The sequence below is a fragment of the Xanthomonas sp. NCPPB 3582 genome (genome assembly GCF_041475735.2).
GTDB lineage: Bacteria > Pseudomonadota > Gammaproteobacteria > Xanthomonadales > Xanthomonadaceae > Xanthomonas > Xanthomonas codiaei.
On sequence record NZ_CM192968.1, the window covers coordinates 3,237,902 to 3,256,243 of the forward strand.

Sequence of the window (18,342 nt, forward strand, 5' to 3'; positions counted from 1 at the left end):
CACCTGGCAGGCCGCGCCAGCCACGGCACGCGTGCATCACAGGCTGTTCAACAGGTCGGCGAATGCGGCCGACGCCGCATCCACATGCGCGGCCAGATCGTGTTCGTCGTCGACCAGCAACAAGCGCGCACGCCGCGCCTGCGCCCAGGCAATCACCTCCGCCGCCGGGATCAACGCATCGCGCCAGGCATGCACGATGGAGATCGGTACCGGCGCGGCATCCAGCGCCGGCATCGGGCCCATCGTGGTGGGTGGCACCATCAGGAACAAACCCTGTGTGGGCACCTGCAGCGACACCTGTGCGGCGATATACGACCCCAGGCTGGAACCGGCCAGCACCAGCGGGCCCTTATCTGCGGCTGCACGCGCAGTCTGCAACAGCCGCAGCAGCCGCCCCTGCACATCGCCAAGCCGGCTGATCTGGCGCTGCGCATCCAAGTCGGTGAAATCCGGGCGCTCGTGGCTCCAGCCCAGACGCTCGGCCACCTCTGCCAGCGCGGTGACCTTGCGTGCCGCCGGGCCGCTTTCGAAACCGTGCGCCAGAATGCAGTGACCGCGGCTCATAGCGCCTGCACCGCATCGCCCAGCCGCACCACGCCGCCGCGCAGGATGCGTGCGCACAAACCGCCATGCCCGCGCATCGCGTTGTAGCCACCGGCTCCCAGCGCGTCTTCCATGCGCGAGCAGGGGTCGCAGGGATCGGTGCCTTCCAGCTCGACATCGCCAATGCGAAAGCGCCGCCCCTTCAAGGCGATCAACGGAATCCCGCTGACCACCAGATTGCGTCGCAGCGTGGCCGGCGCGATCGCCGCGTGCCCGGCCAGCGCCGCGATCACCGGCAGATGCTCGACCTGGATCAGGGTGACCCCACGCTTGCCGCTGCCGCCCTTGTAACGATCGCCCACCAGCCCGACGCCGGCGGTGGCCTGTGCCGCGTCCACTTCCAGCATCGCCACATCACGCGCCGGACGCACGCCGATCCAGGTCACCTGACCGGTCTGCGGCAGCGTTGCCATCAATTTGCCCAGGGGGCTGTCGGGATTCAAAGCCATCGGGCAATGCTAGCATCCGCTTCATGTCCGATGCCGTCCTGCCGTCGCCGCCGATCACCTACGCGCCGTTGCCCTACGAATCGCGCCTGGCCCGCCGCGCGCTCGGCCAGATCGACATGGTGGTCATCCATTGCACCGAATTGCCGGACATGGCGATGGCGCGCGACTACGGCGAGCGCGTGCTCTACGACAGCGGCACCGGCAACAGCGGCCATTACTACATCGACCGCAATGGCAGCATCCAGCAGTACGTTGCGCTGGAGCGCATCGCCCATCATGTGCGCGGGCACAATCCGCACACGCTGGGCATCGAACTGGTCAACAGCGGGCGGTATCCGCACTGGCTGGATTCGCGCCATCAGCTGATGCAAGAGCCATATCCGCAGGCGCAGATCGCCGCGCTTGTCACGCTGTTGCAATGGCTGCAACAACAGTTGCCTTCGGTGCGCCGCATCGCCGGTCACCAGGAACTGGATACCACCCTGGAAGCGGCCAGCGACGATCCGGCGCGCAAGATCCAGCGCAAGCTCGATCCTGGCCCGCTGTTTCCGTGGCCCCGCATCGAAGCGGCGGTGCACTGGTCGCATGCAGTGCGTTGAACGCATGCCGGGTCAGGGCGTGCAACGCCCGAGCGATCAGGGATCCGGCGCGCGATAGGTCTTTTCGCCCGCGTCCACCGCCACGTCCAGCCGGTTTTGCAGTGGCGCGATCGGGCAGACCACATGCGGGGTGAAGGCGCAGGGCGGGTTTTCGGCCAGATTGAAATCCAGGGTCACCTGTCCACCGCTTGGCATCGCGGTGAACAGGTAGCGCGCGCCGCCATAGCTTTCCTTGCCGCTGGTACGGTCGGCAAACAGGAAGAACAGCCCGCTGCCGTCGTCCTGCATGATCGGCTGCAGGCGATATTCCCGGCCATCGCGTTTGAACACGGCCTCGCCCGGCACATCCACCGTCAACGGCGTGCCGATCGATGTCAGCAAGGTGATGCTGCGTGGCGTGGCATACGGCTGCCAGCGCGCCTTCACCCGCCATTGCGGGTCGGTCGGGAAATAGTCGAAGCCCTGAAAACGGCGGATCGTCGCTGCGCCCGGGTCGCGAAAGCGCCAGCCGAACAACGTGCCGGTCTGCACCAGATAGAACTGCCGGTTCTCGACATCCAGCCGGTCGCCGCGCTGCCCCGCGCGTTCGGGCTCCAGACCGACCTCCACCACCGGCTGCCCGTTCAAGCGCACCGGCACCCCGGCCGCAGCGCGGAAACGCACGTGCCCTTCGGTATCCAGGCTCAGCTCGCCCAATTGCCCCGGCCCGGCCGGCAGGACGAGATCGCTGTGCGGATCGCTACCAACCCGGTAACGGCCGGCGCGCAGGCGACCGGAGCCGGTGTAGCTCAGCCAGCCATCGGGTGCGCGCACCTGGTCCAGCCGCCGGGCACGCGCGTCTTCCAGCGCAACCTGATAGACCTGCGGCCCGTCCGCATCGTGGCGACCGCTCATCCGCACGCCGTCTGCGTCGGCGGTGGACCCCGCCGAACACGCCGCTATCGACATTACCGCGGCGCACACGACGCCGACCTGCAAGTGCAACCGCATGTCACGACCAACCCTGCAAGAATCCGCGCTCCGCGCCGCGAGCCTGCGTCCCCACAGACACCATTCCTGCCGGTATTGTGCCTGATCAGGCAGCGGTCGCGACCGGACGCGCCGGATCCTGCAGCCATCCGCTCCAAGAACCGGCGTACACGCGCGCACCCGACAGCCCGGCCACTTCCAGCGCCAGCAACAGATGGCAGGCAGTCACGCCGGATCCGCACATCACCACCGCCTGCTCCGGCCGGTACGTGCCCAGCAATGCGGACAGCTCCGCACGTAGTTCCTCGGCCGGCTTGAAACGGCCATCGCACAGGCTCAAGCCCAACGGACGACTGAGCGCGCCGGGCACATGTCCGGCAACCGGATCGATCGGCTCCACTTCGCCGCGAAAACGCTCGCCGGCCCGCGCATCCAGCAGCCAGCCCGGCGCCTGCTGCAGCCGGGCCTGGATCTGCTCGGCCTCCACCACCGCATCGGCATCGAAACTGCCCGGATACGCAGGGCCGGCGTGCAATGCAGGCGGCTCGGTGATCTCCGCCAGGCCGGCGGCGCGCCACGCTGCCAGCCCGCCATCGAGCACCGCCACCCGGCGATGCCCCATCAACCGCAGCATCCACCAGGCGCGCGCGGCCGCCATGCTGCCATCGCCGGCGTCGTAGACCACCACCTGGCTGTCCGGAGCGATGCCCCATGCGCCCAGGCGACTGGCGAAGTCGGCACTGTGCGGCAACGGATGCCGCCCCTGCCCGGGCCGCGACAGATCGGCCAGGTCATGGTCCAGATCCACGTAGTGCGCACCGGGCAGATGCCCTTGCGCGTAGGCCTTGCGTGCCGCATCCGGGTCGGGTGCGGTGGGCGGCGCGGCGCGCGCATCCAGCAAGCGCAGCTGCGGATGCGATAACGCGCCGGCCAACGTGGCGGTGTCCACCAGGGTGGTCCAGTTCGGCTCTGCACTCATGCGACCTGCTCCAGGCGACGACGAAGATTGAGAAGAATGGCGGCCGTGGCGCCCCAGATGCGCTGCCCGGGCCAGTCGTACTCGAGCACGCGGCGCGGCCGCCCGCGGAATTCCAGCTCCACGCTGCGCAGATTGTCCGGGTCCATCAGATAAGCCAGTGGCACCTCGAAGACCTCGGCCACTTCCTCCGGCTGCGGCACCGCCACGAAACCGGGGTCGATCACCGCCACCACCGGCGTCACCCGAAAGCCGCTCACGGTCAGGAAGGGATCCAGGTACCCCAGCGCATGCACCTGCCCCGCGCCCAGCGCGATTTCCTCGCAGCTCTCGCGCAAGGCCGCCGCCGCCGCGTCGGCATCGGACGGCTCCATCCGCCCACCCGGAAAGCTGACCTGCCCCGCATGATGGCGCAGGCTGTCGGTGCGCCGGGTCAGCAGCACCGTGGTGCCCTGCGCGCGCGGCACCAGTCCGCACAGCACCGCCGCTTCGGCGCAGGTACCGCCCTCGCTCAGATCGATCAGCTCGGCATGGTTCCAGCCCGGCCCATCGGGTGCGGTGTCCAGCGGATACAGCGCCCGCCGCAGCCGCGCATGCTCGGGCAGCGTGGCGATCAGCCCGCGCGCCGGCAAGACGGTGTGCAACAACTCCTGGCGTTCGGTGTCGCTCATGCTCATCCAGCGTGCAATTTCATCCAGGCTGCGCAGGCAGCCGACGCAGTGCGACTGCGCGTCCAACGAACATACACCGATGCAGGGGCTGGGCAGCGGCGCACCGGCCGAATCGGTCTGGCTCATCGGTCGCTGCTGCCATGGTGGTGCGATCTGTCCATCGCTCTGCTCGCGCCTGTCTATCGGTCCAAAACGACGACGCCGGCCTGGTGGCCGGCGTCGTCACTGCAACAGCAAACACGGCAAACGCGATTACTTCACGCTGACCAGCTTGATCTCGAACTGCACGGCCACGTTCGGCGGGAACGGCGTGCGCGGATCGGCGCCATAGGCCTGCTCCGGCGGCAGGGTCACTTCCCACTTGGAGCCGGCCGGCATCTGCAGCAGCGTCTCGCGCATCGCCTTCATTTCGACTTCGCTGACCTTGATGGCCGGAATCTGCTGCGCCGGACGCGCCTTCTCGCGGTCGCCGAAGGGGAACGGGCCGGCCACTTCCAGCTGCACGGTGCTGGCCTGGGTCGGCTTGGCGCCCTTGCCGGCTTCGATCACGCGGTACTGCACGCCGCTCGGCAGGCTCTGCACGCCAGCGGTGCCCTTGTTCTTGGCCAGGAACGCATCGCTCTTGGTCTTGTTGGCGGCAGCGGCCTTGTCGTACTCGGCCTTGGCCTGCTGGGCACGGCCCTGCTCGCGCTTCTGGAACGCTTCGACCGCCGGCTTCAGCTGGTCGGCCGTGATCGCCGGCTGCTTCTTGGCATAGGCGTCCTGCAGACCCTTGACCACCGAGTTGATGTCGAGCTGCTCGCCGCGACCGCTGAGTTCGGCAAGGTTGTTGCCGTAGTCGTAACCGAAGTAATAGCTCAACTTGCCCTTTTCGGACGTCGTGTCCTGGGCCAGTGCATTGCCCGTCAGGGCCAGGGCCGCCACGGCGACCGCGATAGAACGCAACTTCATCAAACAATTCTCCAGGGTGGTGGCACAGGACGGGTCTGCCGCCTGAGATGACGCGCTAGGATAGCGGCCGCGCTAGCGAACCGCTACTTATCGCGAAAGCTAGGACCAGCAAGGCTTTCGGAAGTTCCGCATTTACTATTTTTTTACGTTCACAAGGGTTTTCGATGTCCAATCACGTCATTCTGATCGCCGATCACGCCAGTGTCCGGACCATTACGGTCAACCGGCCGGACAAACTGAACGCCTTGAATCGCGACACCATGTTGGCGCTGGACCAGGCCTTCGCCGACGCGGCCAAGGCCGACGAGGTGCGCGTGGTGATCCTCACCGGCGCCGGGCCCAAGTCCTTCGTGGCCGGCGCGGACATCGCCGAAATGAGTGAGCTGTCGGCGATGGAGGGCCGTGACTTCTCGCTGGTGGGGCAGCAGCTGATGCGCCGGATCGAGCGCATGCCCAAGCCGGTCATTGCGATGGTCAACGGCTTCGCGCTGGGCGGCGGGCTGGAACTGGCCATGGCCTGCCACCTGCGCATCGCCGCGAGCAGCGCACGACTGGGCCAGCCGGAAGTCAATCTTGGCCTGATCCCCGGCTTCGGTGGCACGCAGCGCCTGCTGCGCCTGACCGGACGAGCCGCCGCGCTGGAGCTGTGCCTGCTTGGTCAACCGATCGACGCGGCGCGCGCCTTGCAGCTGGGCCTGGTCAACCGCGTGGTCGAAGCCGACGCCCTGCACGAAGAAACCCTGGCAGTGGCGCAGCGCCTGGCCGACTCGGCACCGCTGGCGGTGCGCGGCATCCTGGACGCGGTGGTGTTCGGCGGCGAATGCGGCCTGGAAGAGGGGTTGCAGCTGGAAACTGCGGAATTTGCACTGCTGTTTGCCAGCCAGGACATGCGCGAGGGCACCCGCGCCTTTCTCGACAAGCGCCCCGCCCAGTTCCGCAATCGCTGACGCATCATGCCGCCCAACCCCACACCGGCAATGCACGCGCTGCCGCTGCAACTGTTCGACTGCGTGCGGGCGGACGATCTCGATCGTGCGCTTGCACTCGGACTGATGGACTACCAGCCGACGCCGCAACAAGACGGTGCGGACGCCACGCCAGCCGACGTCGTCGCCGCACTGCTCGCCGCGCAACAGCGCCTGCGCACTGCCTGGGCCGCGCGCGAACGCTACCGCGCACGCGCAGCCCGCCTGCAACGCCGTGCTGCCGAGCGCGAGGCGCGACGTGCGCCTGCCCCGGCTCCCAGCCAGACGGCCGCGCCCGCACTGCCGCCGCTGGCCGCCGCCATCCTGGCGCGTGCCAAGGCCAAGGCCGCCGGAGGCGCGCAGTCTTGACTCCCGTTCGCTCAACCGCTGCGCCACGCCGCGGCCGCACCATGCGCACACCCGAGATCCAGGAAATGTTCGCGCGGCTGCGCGAACTCAATCCGCATCCCACCACCGAGCTCGAATACACCACGCCGTTCGAATTGCTGATCGCCGTGCTGCTCTCGGCGCAGGCCACCGATGTCGGCGTCAACAAGGCCACCCGCAAGCTGTATCCGGTGGCCAACACCCCGCGCGACATCCTGGACCTGGGCGAAGAAGGCCTGAAGCGCTACATCTCCACCATCGGCCTGTTCAATGCCAAGGCCAAGAACGTCATCGCCACCTGCCGCATTCTGCTGGAGCAGTACGGTGGCGAGGTGCCGCACGATCGTGCGGCGTTGGAGGCATTGCCCGGGGTCGGCCGCAAGACCGCCAACGTGGTGCTCAACACCGCCTTCGGCGAGCCGACCATGGCGGTGGACACGCATATCTTCCGGGTCGCCAACCGTACCGGCCTTGCACCCGGCAAGGACGTGCGCGCGGTGGAGGACACACTGGTCAAGGTCATCCCTGCAGAGTTTCTGCATGACGCCCACCACTGGCTGATCCTGCACGGGCGCTATGTCTGCAAGGCGCGCAAACCGGATTGCCCGGGCTGCGTGATCCACGACCTGTGCCGCTACCCCGACAAGACCCCGCCGGCCCCAGAGCGGCAAACAAAAACGAGCAATGATGCGGCTATGGCATCAACACCAGCCCGCAGCAAGACGAAAGCGCAGTAGAGAACCCCGATCCACACCCAGCAAACGCACGGCCATACGCTTTTGCGATTCCCGAATCCCGAATCCCGAATCCCGGCCCAAAAAAAATCGCGACCGGATGATGCGTCTTTCGGCGCCATGCATCATCCGGTCACGACAGAACTGCTCCCGGCGCGAACGCCGGGACGACAACAGGCTTATGCCGCCTTGCGCGGTTCCACCACCGGCGCGCTTTCCACGGCGCGCTGGCCTTCCACGCGCCGCTCCAGCTCCTTCCAGTCCACCACCAGCTCGCATCCGCGCGAGGCCGCATTCCGGCTCCAGTCGCGCAGCAACTCGATGCAGGCATGGTCCACGTGGTGCAGCTTGGCCACGTCCAGATGCAGCGCGGTGTTCGGCGGCACGCTTTCCAGCGTACGTGCCATCGCCGGCACCTTCAGGAAGGTGGCCGAGCCCTGCAGGGTCAGATGCATCTCGTCCTTCTTGTCGGCGTGCTCGCGCACCTCGACCTTCAGACGCGAGGAATGCAGCGCCAGGCGGAACAGCGACAGGCCGAAGCCGATCAGCACGCCGGTCAGCAGGTCGGTGGCCACGATGGCGAAGGTGGTCGCCAGGTAGATCGCAGCCGTTCCACGACCGTAGGTCGCCAGCTCCTTGACCTGCCCGATCTTGATCATCTTCACGCCCGTGTACACCAGGATGCCGGCCAGACACGCCACCGGCGTCATCCGCAACAGCCACGGCAGCAGCATCGCGAACACCAGCAGCCAGCTGCCGTGCAGGATGGTCGATACGCGAGTGGCCGCGCCAGCCTGCACATTGGCCGCACTGCGCACGATCACGCCGGTCATCGGCAACGCGCCCAGGAAGCCGCACAGCATATTGCCCACACCCTGCGCCGCCAGCTCACGGTCGTACTGCGTGCGAGCGCCCTGGTGCATGCGATCCACCGCCGCCGCCGAGAGCAAGGTCTCAGCGCTGGCGATGAAGGCAAAGGTCACCGCCGACACCAGCAGCGTGTGATTGAACACGCCGAAGATCTCGGAAACGCTGGGGATGCTGATCGCGGAGAACAGGTTGCTGGGCACGTCGACGCGGTTGACGTCCAGGCCCTGCAGCTGCGCCGTGGCGGTGACTGCGACCACTGCGATCAATGCACCAGGCAGGAAGCGCAGACGCTGCGGACGCAGCTTGTCCCATGCCAGGATGATGCCGATGGTGGCCAGACCCACGAACAACGCGGTGCGGCCGGTGCCTTCGCTGATGGCCTGCCACAGCACCGCAGGCAGCGCGGCGAAGTTTTCCAGGCCGCGTGCCTTGGGCGCCGCATCCATCAACACGTGCGCCTGCGAGGCCACGATCAGAATGCCGATCCCCGACAACATGCCGGCCACCACCGCCGGCGATGTCATGCGGAACCACACGCCCGCCCGACACAGACCGGCAATCAGCTGGATCGCGCCGGCCACCAGGATCACTGGACCGAGCGCGGCGGCGCCGTGCTCACGGACCAGCTCGAACACCAACACAGCCAGGCCGGCGGCCGGCCCGCTCACCTGCAAAGGAGAGCCCGCCAGAAAGCCGACGACCAGACCACCGACGATACCGGTGATCAGGCCCGCGGCCGGCGGCATGCCGGAGGCGATCGCGATACCCATGCACAAGGGCAATGCGACCAGGAAGACCACGACCGACGACAGCAAATCGCGCCCGAACAGTCCCTGGCGGAAATATCCGCCGATACCCGATGTGTTCATGATCGGCTCCGTCAGGCCAGTTCAGCGCGGACGACTTGTTGCAGTCGCGGACGCGGGGTCGCCTCGGGGGTGCTCTCGCCCAGCAACGGACGGAAGCCACCCTTCTCGGCATCGAAGGCGCGGATGTCGCCGTGGGCGATGTCGTAGATCCAGCCGTGGATCCGCAGGGTACCGGCGGCCAGACGCGCAGCCACCACCGGTTGCGTGCGCAGATGGTCCAGCTGCGAGACCACGTTCTCTTCGGTCATGCAGCTCAGCGCGTCCGGGCTGGCCGGATCGTGCCCGTGATGGGCGGTGACATGGCGCGCCGCATCGGTGTGCTTGAGCCACGCCGCCACCGAAGGCACGTCTTCCAGCGATTCCGGCTTGAGCACGGCCTTCATGGCGCCGCAGTCGGTATGGCCACAGATCACGATGTGACGCACGCCCAGCACGGCGATGGCGTACTCGATCGCTGCCACCACGCCGCTGACGTGCTGGGAGTACGGCGGCACCACGTTGCCGATATTGCGGTAGACGAACAGTTCGCCGGGCTGCGCGGAGAAGATCAGCTCCGGCATGACGCGCGAGTCGGCGCAGGTGATGAACAGGGTGTGCGGGCTCTGGCCGCCGGCCAGTTCCTGAAAGCGCGCGCTCTGCTGTGGATAGACTTCCTTACGGAAATGGCGAAAACCTTCGAGCAAACTTTCCATGGGAGATTCCTTCTAGGCAACGGATGGCTACCCGCGGCGCAAACCGCAGGTCGCAAAAGAAAACGAAAGAGAAAATCCGGCGCGCGGTGCACCGGTTACAACGACCGCTGGGGATCAGCCAAGCAACGCGTTTGGAGGACGCAGTTGCGGGATCAGGTCGCGTTTGTGACTCACCGGCGCGTGGTGCGCGTGCCAGGAAGGGGAATACCGCGCCAGCATCGGCCATGCTTGGGAGAGCAAGGGGATATCGTCCGCAGGCTGGGTATCGACCTGGCTCTGGGTATCGCCGTCGTCCTGCGGATCTTCTGCTGTATCGCGTTCTTCGCCAGCATCCACCATCACCGCCAGACCGTCGCCCACCAGCGCATCCTGGATGCGCGTGTGTGCACTGGCCGCCGACCACGCGCCGAGCGCGAGCAGGCAAACCAGCAACAGTTGGAGGAATCGAGGAAACATGGCCTCGAAACTAACAATTTAGGCAAGGCATGCGCAAGTGGTGCGTCGCACAAACCGACATATATGTTCATCCTGCAATAGTTGCAGTTCAGGTCGCCAGTGACGCAGACCTCAAAACAGCGCCTACGGCCCTGGTCCACGCGCTGTCATAAAACGATTGCATTCAGATTTCTGACACACGACGACACAGTTGAAACGATCGTAAACTCTTGTCTTTATTGGCAAAAATCAATTGTGACGTCTTTGCTGATTTGTCACATTAACGCAACCTTCACGCCATAGCCTGCGCCCACTTTCTCAGGTCGCAAGGCATCCATGAAACTCGCTCCTACCCTGCTCTCCTCCGCGCTGCTGCTGGCGCTTTCCGCTCCGGCAGCACACGCCGAAATCGCCATCGATGTGATCGGAGGCTCGGAAGTCTCGCTGGAGGGCCTGGTCCAGGCCGATGGCAACTGGTTCCATAACGATGTGCAGGATCTCAACGGCCCGATCGGTGCCAATGGCGACAACTCCGAATTCAGCATCCGCCGCGCCGAGCTGGTGCTCAAGGGCAAGGGTCCGGGCAACTTCGAATGGGTGGCCGGCTACGACCCGAGCGTGTTGAAGGACGTCACCATCCGCGGCACCACCATCCGCAGCACCGGGCGGTTCCTGGACAACAACATCAAGTACAAGTTTGGCGGCAACGCCAACAACTACCTGCAGATCGGCCAGTTCAAGCAACCCAACAGCCTGGAAGAACTGTCCAGCACCAAGAACAACGACTTCGTCTCCAAGGCATCGGTGACCAATACCTACGGCATCTCGCGCCGTCTGGGCGTGGCCTATGGCATGGGCGACAACAACTGGAGCCTGACCGCCAGTGCGTTCGGCCGCGAACTGACCCGTAACCAGGCACACGGCAGCGGCTACGGCGCACGCGGCACCTGGGCGCCTATCAACGAGACCGGCAACGTGCTGCACGTCGGTCTCAGCTACCTGGCCTACGACACCGACGACGATACCCTGCGCCTGCGTGCCCGCCCGGACGCCGACCTGACCACCATCCGCCTGATCGACAGCGGCGCCATCACCAATGTCGACGACGTGGGCGTGGCCGGTGCCGAGGCGATGTGGATCACCGGCCCGTTCAAGCTGCAGAGCGAGTACTTCCAGGAAAACGCCAACCGCATCGGCGCCAACGCGCGTGACTATAAGAGTGACGGCTGGTACGTCAGCGGCGTCTGGAACATCACCGGCGAAACCTGGGGCTACAAGGCCGGGGTGCCGACCACCCCGCTGCCCAACGAACCGGCTTCGGGCATGTGGCAGCTGGCAGTGCGCTACGACACCCTGGACCTCAACGACGGCCACCTGGTCTCCAACGGCACCACGCCGTTCGTCGATGGCGTGCTGGGCGGCAAGATGAATGTATGGACGGTCGGCGCCAACTGGTACTGGCGGTCGAACTTCAAGTTCGCCCTGGACTACGCCAAGGTGGAAAGCACCCGCTACAACAGTGCCACCCGTGGCCTGGTCGACGACAACCCGTCGATCATCGAGGCGCGCGCGCAGTTCTACTGGTAAGCCATCCGCTGCGTCGGTCGCCGGGCGTGCTTGCCGAGCACGCCCGGCCCCCATCCGCGCCGCACCCGATCCTGCAGGCGTTCGCGCCTGCGCGTCATTGTCCTGTCATCTCTTCGACACCGCGCAGTCATGCCGCTGCCCTGCAATGGCGTGCCTGCGGGACGTCCTGACCTCAACCCTACTGGAGCTGTTCCGTGACCCATTCCTTCAAGACCCGTCTGGCCGTGGGCGTCCTGGCCGCCTCGCTGGCCTTGTGCGCCCACGCCGCCGACGTCACCGGCGCCGGTGCCTCGTTCATCTACCCGGTGATGTCCAAGTGGTCGGCCGACTACGACACCGCCACCAAGAAGCAGGTCAATTACCAATCGATCGGTTCAGGCGGCGGCATCGCCCAGATCAAGGCCGCCAGCGTGGACTTCGGCTCCTCCGATGCCCCGTTGAAGCCGGAAGAACTGGCCGCGGCCGGGCTGGCGCAGTTTCCCTCGGTGATCGGCGGCGTGGTGCCGGTGGTCAACGTACCCGGCATCGCTGCCGGCGCGCTCAAGCTCGATGGCAAGACCCTGGGCGACATCTTCCTGGGCAAGGTCAGCACCTGGAACGATCCGGCCATTGCCGCGCTCAACCCGGGGGTGAAGCTGCCCGAAGGCAAGATCACCGTGGTGCATCGCTCCGACGGTTCGGGCACCAGCTTCAACTTCACCAACTACCTGTCCAAGGTCAACCCGGACTGGAAGGGCAAGGTCGGCGAAGGCACCGCCGTGCAGTGGCCGACCGGCATCGGCGGCAAGGGCAACGAGGGCGTGGCCGCGTACGTGAAGCAGATCAAGGGCGGCATCGGCTACGTCGAGCTGTCGTACGCGCTGCAGAACAAGATGGCCTATACCGCGATGAAGAACGCGGCCGGCAAGTTCGTGCAGCCGTCCGACGAGACCTTCGCCGCGGCGGCCAACAGTGCCGACTGGGGCACGGCCAAGGACTTCTACTTGGTGATGACCAACGCCGCCGGCGACAACGCCTGGCCGATCACCGCCACCAATTTCATTCTGGTGCAGAAGAAGCCCAAGAATCCGGCCGGCCTGAAGAACACGCTGGACTTCTTCCGCTGGGTCTATACCAAGGGCGATGCGCAGGCCAAGCAGCTGGACTACGTGCCGCTGCCGGACAGCCTGGTGACCCAGATCGAGGCCTACTGGGCCAAGAACCTGCCGCGTTGATCTAGCCTGCGCGGTGGGCGCGATAGGCGGCTGGTCACCACCAGCCGTCCATCGGCACGGACACTCCAGTTCACGCGACATGCCCATGCCGGTACAGGATGGCGCCTGGGCCCCCGGGGCTGCCGTTGTCCGAGGACCGGATTGACAACGTACAGGAACGACGCCGTCTCTCTCCCCGGGGTCGGGACCGGGACGCGGATCCCGGAGGGTGCGATGCCCTCCGTGGTCCGCGTCTTTTTTGTGATGCCTTCGCCAGAAGGCACTGTCATGCACGTGTAACAAAAACATCATTTCATAGCGTGGTCTGCCGGACACCCGGCCAATCCAGCCTTGGAGCTTCCATGAAATTGCAGTCGGCCAGCCTGACCGCCCTGTCCCTCACCATCGCCCTTGCCCTGGCTGCATGCTCGCCCGGCAAGGACGCGCAGTCCGGCGACACCGCCAAGGGCGCTCCCAGCGCCGGCGCCACGGCCAGCGACAGCAAGGGCGCCGAGATTTCCGGTGCCGGCGCGTCCTTCATCTATCCGCTGGTATCCAAGTGGTCGGCCGACTACAACGCCGCCACCGGCAACAAGGTGAACTACCAGTCGATCGGTTCCGGCGGCGGCATTGCGCAGATCAAGGCCGGCACAGTGGATTTCGGTTCGACCGACAAGCCGCTCGATAGCGCCGAATTGCAGCAGGCCGGGCTGGGCCAGTTCCCGTCGGCGATCGGCGGTGTGGTGCCGGTGGTCAATCTGGAAGGCATGGCACCGGGCAAGCTGCGCCTGACCGGCGCACTGCTGGCCGACATCTTCCTGGGCAAGGTCACCATGTGGAACGACGCGGCGATTGTCGCGGCCAATCCCGGCGTGACCCTGCCGGCCACCAAGATCAACCTGGTGCATCGCTCGGATGGTTCGGGCACCACCTTCAATTTCTCCAACTACCTGTCCAAGGTCAGCCCGGAGTGGAAGAGCAAGGTCGGCGAAGGCACCTCCGTGCAGTGGCCCGGCGGCGTGGGCGGCAAGGGCAACGAAGGCGTCGCCTCGTACGTGCAGCAGATCAAGGGCTCGATCGGTTATGTCGAACTGGCCTACGCACTGCAGAACAAGATGCCCTACACCTCGCTGCAGAACGCGGCCGGCCAGTGGGTGGAACCGAATGCGGACAGCTTCGCCGCCGCGGCCGCCAGTGCCGACTGGGCCAACGCCAAGGATTTCAACCTGGTGATCACCAACGCACCGGGCGAGAAGGCCTGGCCGATCACCGCCACCAACTTCATGCTGATGCACAAGCAGGCCAAGGACGCCGCCCGCAGCAAGGCGACGCTGGACTTCTTCAAGTGGGCGCTGGAAAACGGCCAGGCCCAGGCCAGCGAGCTGCACTACGTGCCGCTGCCGCCGGAGCTGGTGAAGCAGATCGAAGCCTACTGGGGCAGCGAGTTCAAGTAATGCCTGCATCCCGCCTGCGCGGCGGGCTGCGCGGCGGCGAGGTGCCTGAGGGCGCCTCGCCGTTCCTGATGTCTCACGCTCCCGCCACCGCGCGGGTGACGGGTTCAATCGAATGAATGCCACCGCAATCCCCGAAGCGATGACCGCACCCCGCGGCCGCGACCTGCGCGATGCGCGCGCCGATCGCCTGTTCAAGCTTGCGCTGGCCGCCACTGTCGTGTTCGTGCTGCTGGCGCTCGGCAGCGCGGCACTGTCGATGCTGTGGGGCGGACGCCATGCCCTGCAGATGCAGGGCCTGAGTTTCTTCTATTCCGCCGACTGGAATCCGGTGGAAAACAAGTACGGCGCGCTGGCGCCGATCTACGGCACCCTGGTCACGGCCGTGATCGCGATGGTGATCGCGGTGCCGGTGAGCTTCGGGATCGCCTTCTTCCTGACCGAGGTGGCGCCGCGCTGGCTGCGTGGCCCGGTCGGCACCGCCATCGAACTGCTGGCCGGCATTCCGTCGATCATCTACGGCATGTGGGGCCTGTTCGTGCTGGTGCCGGTGATGACCGAACACGTGACGCCCTGGCTGAACGACCATCTGGGCACGCTGCCGCTGATCGGCCCGCTGTTCCAGGGGCCGCCGTTGGGCATCGGCCTGCTCACCGCCGGCTTCGTGCTGGCGATCATGGTGATCCCCTTCATTTCCTCGGTGATGCGCGAAGTGTTTCTGACCGTACCTACGCGCCTGAAGGAATCGGCGTACGCGCTGGGCTCCACCAAATGGGAAGTGAGCTGGGACATCGTACTGCCCTATACCCGCTCGGCGGTGATCGGCGGCGTATTCCTGGGCCTGGGGCGTGCGCTGGGCGAGACCATGGCGGTCGCTTTCGTGGTCGGCAACACGGTGCGGCTGTCGCCGTCGCTGCTGGAGCCGGGCACCACCATTGCTGCATTGATCGCCAATGACTTCGGCGAGGCCACCGAAACCTACCGTTCGGCCCTGTTGCTGCTGGGCTTCGTGCTGTTCATCGTGACCTTCATCGTGCTGGCCATTGCGCGCTTCATGCTGATGCAGCTCTCGCGCCGGGAGGGCAACTGATGTCCGCTTCTTCCGTTTCGCAATCGCTGTACAACCGGCGCCGCATCACCAATGCGGTGGCGCTGCTGTTGTCGTGCATCACCGCCTTGTTCGGGCTGTTCTTTCTGGCCTGGATCCTGTGGACACTGCTGTCCAAGGGCGTGCCCGGCATCGATCTCAATCTGTTCACCAAGATGACCCCGCCGCCGATGCAGGAAGGTGGCTTGCTCAATGCCTTCTTCGGTAGCGCGGTGATGTGCGGGCTGGCGCTGGCGATCGGCACTCCGCTGGGCGTGGCCGCCGGCACCTGGCTGGCTGAATACGGCAATGCACGCAAGGCCGGCATCGTGGTGCGTTTCGTCAACGACATCCTGTTGTCGGCGCCGTCGATCGTGCTGGGCCTGTTCGTCTACACCTTGTACGTGATGCAGACCGGCGGGCGCTTTTCGGCGTTTGCCGGTGCGTTGTCGCTGGCCTTCATCGTATTGCCGGTGGTGGTACGCACCACCGACGAGATGCTGCGGCTGGTGCCGGCGCAGATGCGCGAAGCAGCGCTGTCGCTGGGCATTCCGCAGTGGAAGGTGACCGTGCAGGTGCTGTACCGCAGCGCCTCGGCCGGCATCGTCACCGGCGTGCTGCTGGCGCTGGCGCGCATCAGCGGCGAAACCGCGCCGCTGTTGTTCACCGCGTTCGGCAATCAGTACTGGAACAGCAACATCTTACAGCCGATGGCCAGCGTGCCGGTGATCATGAACCAGTTCGCCGGCAGCCCGTACGAGTCCTGGCAGACGCTGGCCTGGGCCGGCGCACTAGTGCTGACCGTCTTCGTGTTGCTGGTGAGCCTGGGCGCGCGTGCGCTGCTGTTGCGCAACAAGATTTCCAATGACTGACCTTCCCCTCCGGACACCTGACATGAACGATCTCCAAAACGCCAAGCCGATGCATCGCATCGCTGTTCCGGCCGCCAAGGGGGCGCCGACTGCGCAGACGCCGGTGAAGGTGGCCGCACGCAATCTGGATTTCTACTACGACAAGTACCACGCACTGAAAGGCATCAACCTGGAAATCCCGGAAAAACGCGTCACTGCGCTGATCGGGCCTTCCGGTTGCGGCAAGTCGACCCTGCTGCGCATCTTCAACCGCATCTATGCGCTGTATCCGAAGATGGACGCACGCGGCGAGGTGCTGCTGGATGGCGAGAACATCCTGTCGCCGAAGTACCCGATGAACCGCCTGCGCAGCAAGGTCGGCATGGTGTTCCAGAAGCCGGTGCCGTTTCCGATGACGATCTTCGAGAACGTGGCCTACGGCATCCGCCACCACGAAAAACTCTCCAAGGCCGACATGCAGAACCGCGTCGAGCAGGCGCTGCGCCAGGGCGCGCTGTGGGACGAGGTCAAGGACAAGCTGGGGCAAAGCGCGCTGGGCCTGTCCGGTGGCCAGCAGCAGCGCCTGTGCATCGCACGCGCGGTGGCCCTGCGGCCGGACGTACTGCTGCTGGACGAACCGACCTCGGCGCTGGACCCGATCTCCACCAGCCGCATCGAACAGTTGGTGGAAGAACTCAAGCGCGACTACACCATCGTGATCGTGACCCACAACATGCAGCAGGCCGCGCGCGTATCCGACTACACCGCCTTCATGTACCTGGGCGACCTGATCGAACACGACCGCACCGAAACCATCTTTTCCCAGCCCTCCAAGCAGCAGACCGAGGACTACATCACCGGCCGGTTCGGTTGATGTCAGGCGCGCCAGCGCAACGCCGCATTGACGCAGTTCCGCCGCACCGCCCGGCACGACATTTGCATCCTGTGCCATGTCGCCAAGGTTACGGCGGACATCCACCACTGCCACGAACGAGACCACGATGAACCAGCACCTCAACGACCATATCGTCAAAAGCTACGACGAGGAGCAGCACCGTCTCGTCGCCGAGATCGTGCGCATGGGCGATACGGCGGTGGCGCAGCTGGAGGCGGCGCTGGACGTGGTCGAGCGTCGCGATGACAACGCCGCACACCGCATTGTGGTCAACGACGAAGCGATCGACGCGCTGGAACACGCGATCAGCCATGACGTGATGCGTCTGGCCCTGCGCGGTCCGATGGCGCGCGACCTGCGCGAAATCCTGGCCGGCCTGCGGATTCCGGCCGATATCGAACGCATCGGCGACTACGCCGCGAACGTGGCCAAGCGCTCGATCGCGCTCAATGCCGCACCGCCGCTGCCGCAGACGGTGGGCCTGCGCGCGCTCGGCCAGATGGCCGCCGATGCGGTGCGCGAAGCGGTGCAGGCTTACCGCGACAAGGACGCCAACGCCGCGATTCGGGTGCGCGACGAAGACGCGCGCCTGGATGCGCAGTACACCGCGCTGTTCCGCGAGCTGCTCACCTACATGATGGAAGACCCGCGCAACATCACCCCCTGCACGCACCTGCTGTTCATGGCCAAGAACCTGGAACGCATCGGCGACCACGCCACCAACATCGCCGAGAACGTGTGGTTCCTGGTGCACGGCGAACAGCCGCTGCCGCCACGCGTCAAGCGCGACGACACCAGCACGACCGGCGTGATCTGAGCCGCTGCACAGGCGCGTGCACGGCACGTCCGGCTAGTGCCGTCGCGCGAGCGCCTGCCCCGCCGATCGCCGTCTGTCGCTCACAGTGTCGTTAGAGTGGCCCGACCCGCAGGCACTTGGGTCGGGCCTTCTTTTTTCGATCGCGCTAAGCGTCGCCCCTGCGTGCGACGGGTCCGGCGCCACGGAGATCCCCACTCGCTGACCGCGTACGCCCTGTTCGCCGCGCCCAGCGCGCGCGTGTGCCTGCCGACGCAAGGCCGCAACCCACCGGCTGGACGTGCCGAACGCCAG

20 protein-coding genes are annotated in these 18,342 nt (G+C 65.9%); 11 read left to right on the top strand and 9 right to left on the bottom strand.

Features of this window, described 5'->3' with window-relative positions; translation table 11 throughout:
* Window positions 1-36: 36 nt before the first annotated feature.
* Entirely contained in the window at window positions 37-564 is a 528-nt protein-coding gene (locus ACCQ05_RS13535) for an alpha/beta family hydrolase (protein ID WP_228962604.1), read from the bottom strand.
* A complete protein-coding gene (locus tag ACCQ05_RS13540; protein WP_372390864.1) occupies window positions 561-1,052 on the bottom strand; it encodes an MOSC domain-containing protein in 492 nt (163 codons plus the stop codon). Before ACCQ05_RS13540 ends, ACCQ05_RS13535 begins: the two co-directional genes overlap by 4 nt.
* Before the next feature lie 23 nt (window positions 1,053-1,075).
* Between ACCQ05_RS13540 and ACCQ05_RS13545 the strand changes: the two genes are divergently transcribed.
* On the top strand, window positions 1,076-1,651 hold the full coding sequence (locus tag ACCQ05_RS13545; RefSeq protein ID WP_104540598.1) for an N-acetylmuramoyl-L-alanine amidase: 576 nt from the start codon (window positions 1,076-1,078) through the stop codon (window positions 1,649-1,651).
* A gap of 36 nt (window positions 1,652-1,687) precedes the next feature.
* Here ACCQ05_RS13545 and ACCQ05_RS13550 read toward each other — a convergent pair whose 3' ends face one another.
* The 4 genes from ACCQ05_RS13550 to ACCQ05_RS13565 all read right to left on the bottom strand — a co-directional run bounded on the left by ACCQ05_RS13550 (window position 1,688) and on the right by ACCQ05_RS13565 (window position 5,218).
* Window positions 1,688-2,641 (bottom strand): DUF1684 domain-containing protein, encoded by a 954-nt coding sequence (locus tag ACCQ05_RS13550; RefSeq protein ID WP_372390866.1) that lies wholly within the window; start codon window positions 2,639-2,641, stop codon window positions 1,688-1,690.
* 85 nt (window positions 2,642-2,726) lie between these two features.
* On the bottom strand, window positions 2,727-3,599 hold the full coding sequence (locus ACCQ05_RS13555; RefSeq protein WP_372390868.1) for a sulfurtransferase: 873 nt from the start codon (window positions 3,597-3,599) through the stop codon (window positions 2,727-2,729).
* A complete protein-coding gene (locus tag ACCQ05_RS13560) occupies window positions 3,596-4,393 on the bottom strand; it encodes a CoA pyrophosphatase (protein WP_372390870.1) in 798 nt (265 codons plus the stop codon). The genes ACCQ05_RS13555 and ACCQ05_RS13560 overlap by 4 nt, the downstream gene beginning before the upstream one ends.
* 126 nt (window positions 4,394-4,519) lie before the next feature.
* Window positions 4,520-5,218, bottom strand: a complete 699-nt coding sequence (locus tag ACCQ05_RS13565; protein ID WP_228961580.1) for an FKBP-type peptidyl-prolyl cis-trans isomerase — start codon at window positions 5,216-5,218, stop codon at window positions 4,520-4,522.
* A 164-nt stretch (window positions 5,219-5,382) separates the two neighbouring features.
* Between ACCQ05_RS13565 and ACCQ05_RS13570 the strand changes: the two genes are divergently transcribed.
* The 3 genes from ACCQ05_RS13570 to nth are packed head-to-tail and all read left to right on the top strand — an operon-like array spanning window position 5,383 to window position 7,307.
* Window positions 5,383-6,165 carry an enoyl-CoA hydratase/isomerase family protein gene (locus ACCQ05_RS13570; protein WP_228961579.1) on the top strand — a complete coding sequence of 261 codons (783 nt, stop codon included), beginning with the start codon at window positions 5,383-5,385 and terminating at the stop codon, window positions 6,163-6,165.
* Window positions 6,166-6,171: 6 nt separating this feature from the next.
* Complete coding sequence (locus ACCQ05_RS13575; RefSeq protein WP_228961578.1) at window positions 6,172-6,552, top strand: hypothetical protein; 381 nt, start codon at window positions 6,172-6,174, stop codon at window positions 6,550-6,552.
* 41 nt (window positions 6,553-6,593) lie between these two features.
* Window positions 6,594-7,307 (top strand): endonuclease III, encoded by a 714-nt coding sequence (gene nth / locus ACCQ05_RS13580; protein WP_228961577.1) that lies wholly within the window; start codon window positions 6,594-6,596, stop codon window positions 7,305-7,307.
* A gap of 176 nt (window positions 7,308-7,483) precedes the next feature.
* Here nth and ACCQ05_RS13585 read toward each other — a convergent pair whose 3' ends face one another.
* The 3 genes from ACCQ05_RS13585 to ACCQ05_RS13595 all read right to left on the bottom strand — a co-directional run bounded on the left by ACCQ05_RS13585 (window position 7,484) and on the right by ACCQ05_RS13595 (window position 10,170).
* Complete coding sequence (locus tag ACCQ05_RS13585; protein WP_228961576.1) at window positions 7,484-9,043, bottom strand: SulP family inorganic anion transporter; 1,560 nt, start codon at window positions 9,041-9,043, stop codon at window positions 7,484-7,486.
* A gap of 11 nt (window positions 9,044-9,054) precedes the next feature.
* Window positions 9,055-9,735 (bottom strand): carbonic anhydrase, encoded by a 681-nt coding sequence (locus ACCQ05_RS13590; protein ID WP_104540589.1) that lies wholly within the window; start codon window positions 9,733-9,735, stop codon window positions 9,055-9,057.
* A 114-nt stretch (window positions 9,736-9,849) separates the two neighbouring features.
* Window positions 9,850-10,170: a hypothetical protein gene (locus tag ACCQ05_RS13595; RefSeq protein WP_372394089.1), complete on the bottom strand. Its 321-nt coding sequence runs from the start codon at window positions 10,168-10,170 to the stop codon at window positions 9,850-9,852.
* Between the two features lie 336 nt (window positions 10,171-10,506).
* On the opposite strand from ACCQ05_RS13595, the gene ACCQ05_RS13600 reads away from it, so the two are divergent.
* The 7 genes from ACCQ05_RS13600 to phoU all read left to right on the top strand — a co-directional run bounded on the left by ACCQ05_RS13600 (window position 10,507) and on the right by phoU (window position 18,051).
* Complete coding sequence (locus tag ACCQ05_RS13600; protein ID WP_228961575.1) at window positions 10,507-11,757, top strand: OprO/OprP family phosphate-selective porin; 1,251 nt, start codon at window positions 10,507-10,509, stop codon at window positions 11,755-11,757.
* A gap of 194 nt (window positions 11,758-11,951) precedes the next feature.
* Window positions 11,952-12,971 (top strand): phosphate ABC transporter substrate-binding protein PstS, encoded by a 1,020-nt coding sequence (gene pstS, locus ACCQ05_RS13605; RefSeq protein WP_372390873.1) that lies wholly within the window; start codon window positions 11,952-11,954, stop codon window positions 12,969-12,971.
* 341 nt (window positions 12,972-13,312) lie between these two features.
* Window positions 13,313-14,404: a phosphate ABC transporter substrate-binding protein PstS gene (pstS, locus tag ACCQ05_RS13610; protein WP_104540585.1), complete on the top strand. Its 1,092-nt coding sequence runs from the start codon at window positions 13,313-13,315 to the stop codon at window positions 14,402-14,404.
* 112 nt (window positions 14,405-14,516) lie between these two features.
* Window positions 14,517-15,491, top strand: a complete 975-nt coding sequence (pstC, locus tag ACCQ05_RS13615) for a phosphate ABC transporter permease subunit PstC (protein WP_104540584.1) — start codon at window positions 14,517-14,519, stop codon at window positions 15,489-15,491.
* A complete protein-coding gene (gene pstA / locus ACCQ05_RS13620; protein ID WP_372390875.1) occupies window positions 15,491-16,360 on the top strand; it encodes a phosphate ABC transporter permease PstA in 870 nt (289 codons plus the stop codon). Before pstC ends, pstA begins: the two co-directional genes overlap by 1 nt.
* A 22-nt stretch (window positions 16,361-16,382) precedes the next feature.
* Window positions 16,383-17,213 carry a phosphate ABC transporter ATP-binding protein PstB gene (gene pstB / locus ACCQ05_RS13625; RefSeq protein ID WP_104540582.1) on the top strand — a complete coding sequence of 277 codons (831 nt, stop codon included), beginning with the start codon at window positions 16,383-16,385 and terminating at the stop codon, window positions 17,211-17,213.
* Window positions 17,214-17,340: 127 nt separating this feature from the next.
* On the top strand, window positions 17,341-18,051 hold the full coding sequence (gene phoU / locus ACCQ05_RS13630) for a phosphate signaling complex protein PhoU (protein ID WP_104540581.1): 711 nt from the start codon (window positions 17,341-17,343) through the stop codon (window positions 18,049-18,051).
* Window positions 18,052-18,342: the final 291 nt, after the last annotated feature.

Bases quoted from the DNA above. Each gene is read 5' to 3' on its own strand.
- ACCQ05_RS13535 (WP_228962604.1), bottom strand. From the start codon at position 564: ATGAGCCGCGGTCACTGCATTCTGGCGCACGGTTTCGAAAGCGGCCCG.
- ACCQ05_RS13540 (WP_372390864.1), bottom strand. From the start codon at position 1,052: ATGGCTTTGAATCCCGACAGCCCCCTGGGCAAATTGATGGCAACGCTG.
- ACCQ05_RS13545 (WP_104540598.1), top strand. From the start codon at position 1,076: ATGTCCGATGCCGTCCTGCCGTCGCCGCCGATCACCTACGCGCCGTTG.
- ACCQ05_RS13550 (WP_372390866.1), bottom strand. From the start codon at position 2,641: ATGCGGTTGCACTTGCAGGTCGGCGTCGTGTGCGCCGCGGTAATGTCG.
- ACCQ05_RS13555 (WP_372390868.1), bottom strand. From the start codon at position 3,599: ATGAGTGCAGAGCCGAACTGGACCACCCTGGTGGACACCGCCACGTTG.
- ACCQ05_RS13560 (WP_372390870.1), bottom strand. From the start codon at position 4,393: ATGAGCCAGACCGATTCGGCCGGTGCGCCGCTGCCCAGCCCCTGCATC.
- ACCQ05_RS13565 (WP_228961580.1), bottom strand. From the start codon at position 5,218: ATGAAGTTGCGTTCTATCGCGGTCGCCGTGGCGGCCCTGGCCCTGACG.
- ACCQ05_RS13570 (WP_228961579.1), top strand. From the start codon at position 5,383: ATGTCCAATCACGTCATTCTGATCGCCGATCACGCCAGTGTCCGGACC.
- ACCQ05_RS13575 (WP_228961578.1), top strand. From the start codon at position 6,172: ATGCCGCCCAACCCCACACCGGCAATGCACGCGCTGCCGCTGCAACTG.
- nth (WP_228961577.1), top strand. From the start codon at position 6,594: ATGCGCACACCCGAGATCCAGGAAATGTTCGCGCGGCTGCGCGAACTC.
- ACCQ05_RS13585 (WP_228961576.1), bottom strand. From the start codon at position 9,043: ATGAACACATCGGGTATCGGCGGATATTTCCGCCAGGGACTGTTCGGG.
- ACCQ05_RS13590 (WP_104540589.1), bottom strand. From the start codon at position 9,735: ATGGAAAGTTTGCTCGAAGGTTTTCGCCATTTCCGTAAGGAAGTCTAT.
- ACCQ05_RS13600 (WP_228961575.1), top strand. From the start codon at position 10,507: ATGAAACTCGCTCCTACCCTGCTCTCCTCCGCGCTGCTGCTGGCGCTT.
- pstS (WP_104540585.1), top strand. From the start codon at position 13,313: ATGAAATTGCAGTCGGCCAGCCTGACCGCCCTGTCCCTCACCATCGCC.
- pstC (WP_104540584.1), top strand. From the start codon at position 14,517: ATGAATGCCACCGCAATCCCCGAAGCGATGACCGCACCCCGCGGCCGC.
- pstA (WP_372390875.1), top strand. From the start codon at position 15,491: ATGTCCGCTTCTTCCGTTTCGCAATCGCTGTACAACCGGCGCCGCATC.
- pstB (WP_104540582.1), top strand. From the start codon at position 16,383: ATGAACGATCTCCAAAACGCCAAGCCGATGCATCGCATCGCTGTTCCG.
- phoU (WP_104540581.1), top strand. From the start codon at position 17,341: ATGAACCAGCACCTCAACGACCATATCGTCAAAAGCTACGACGAGGAG.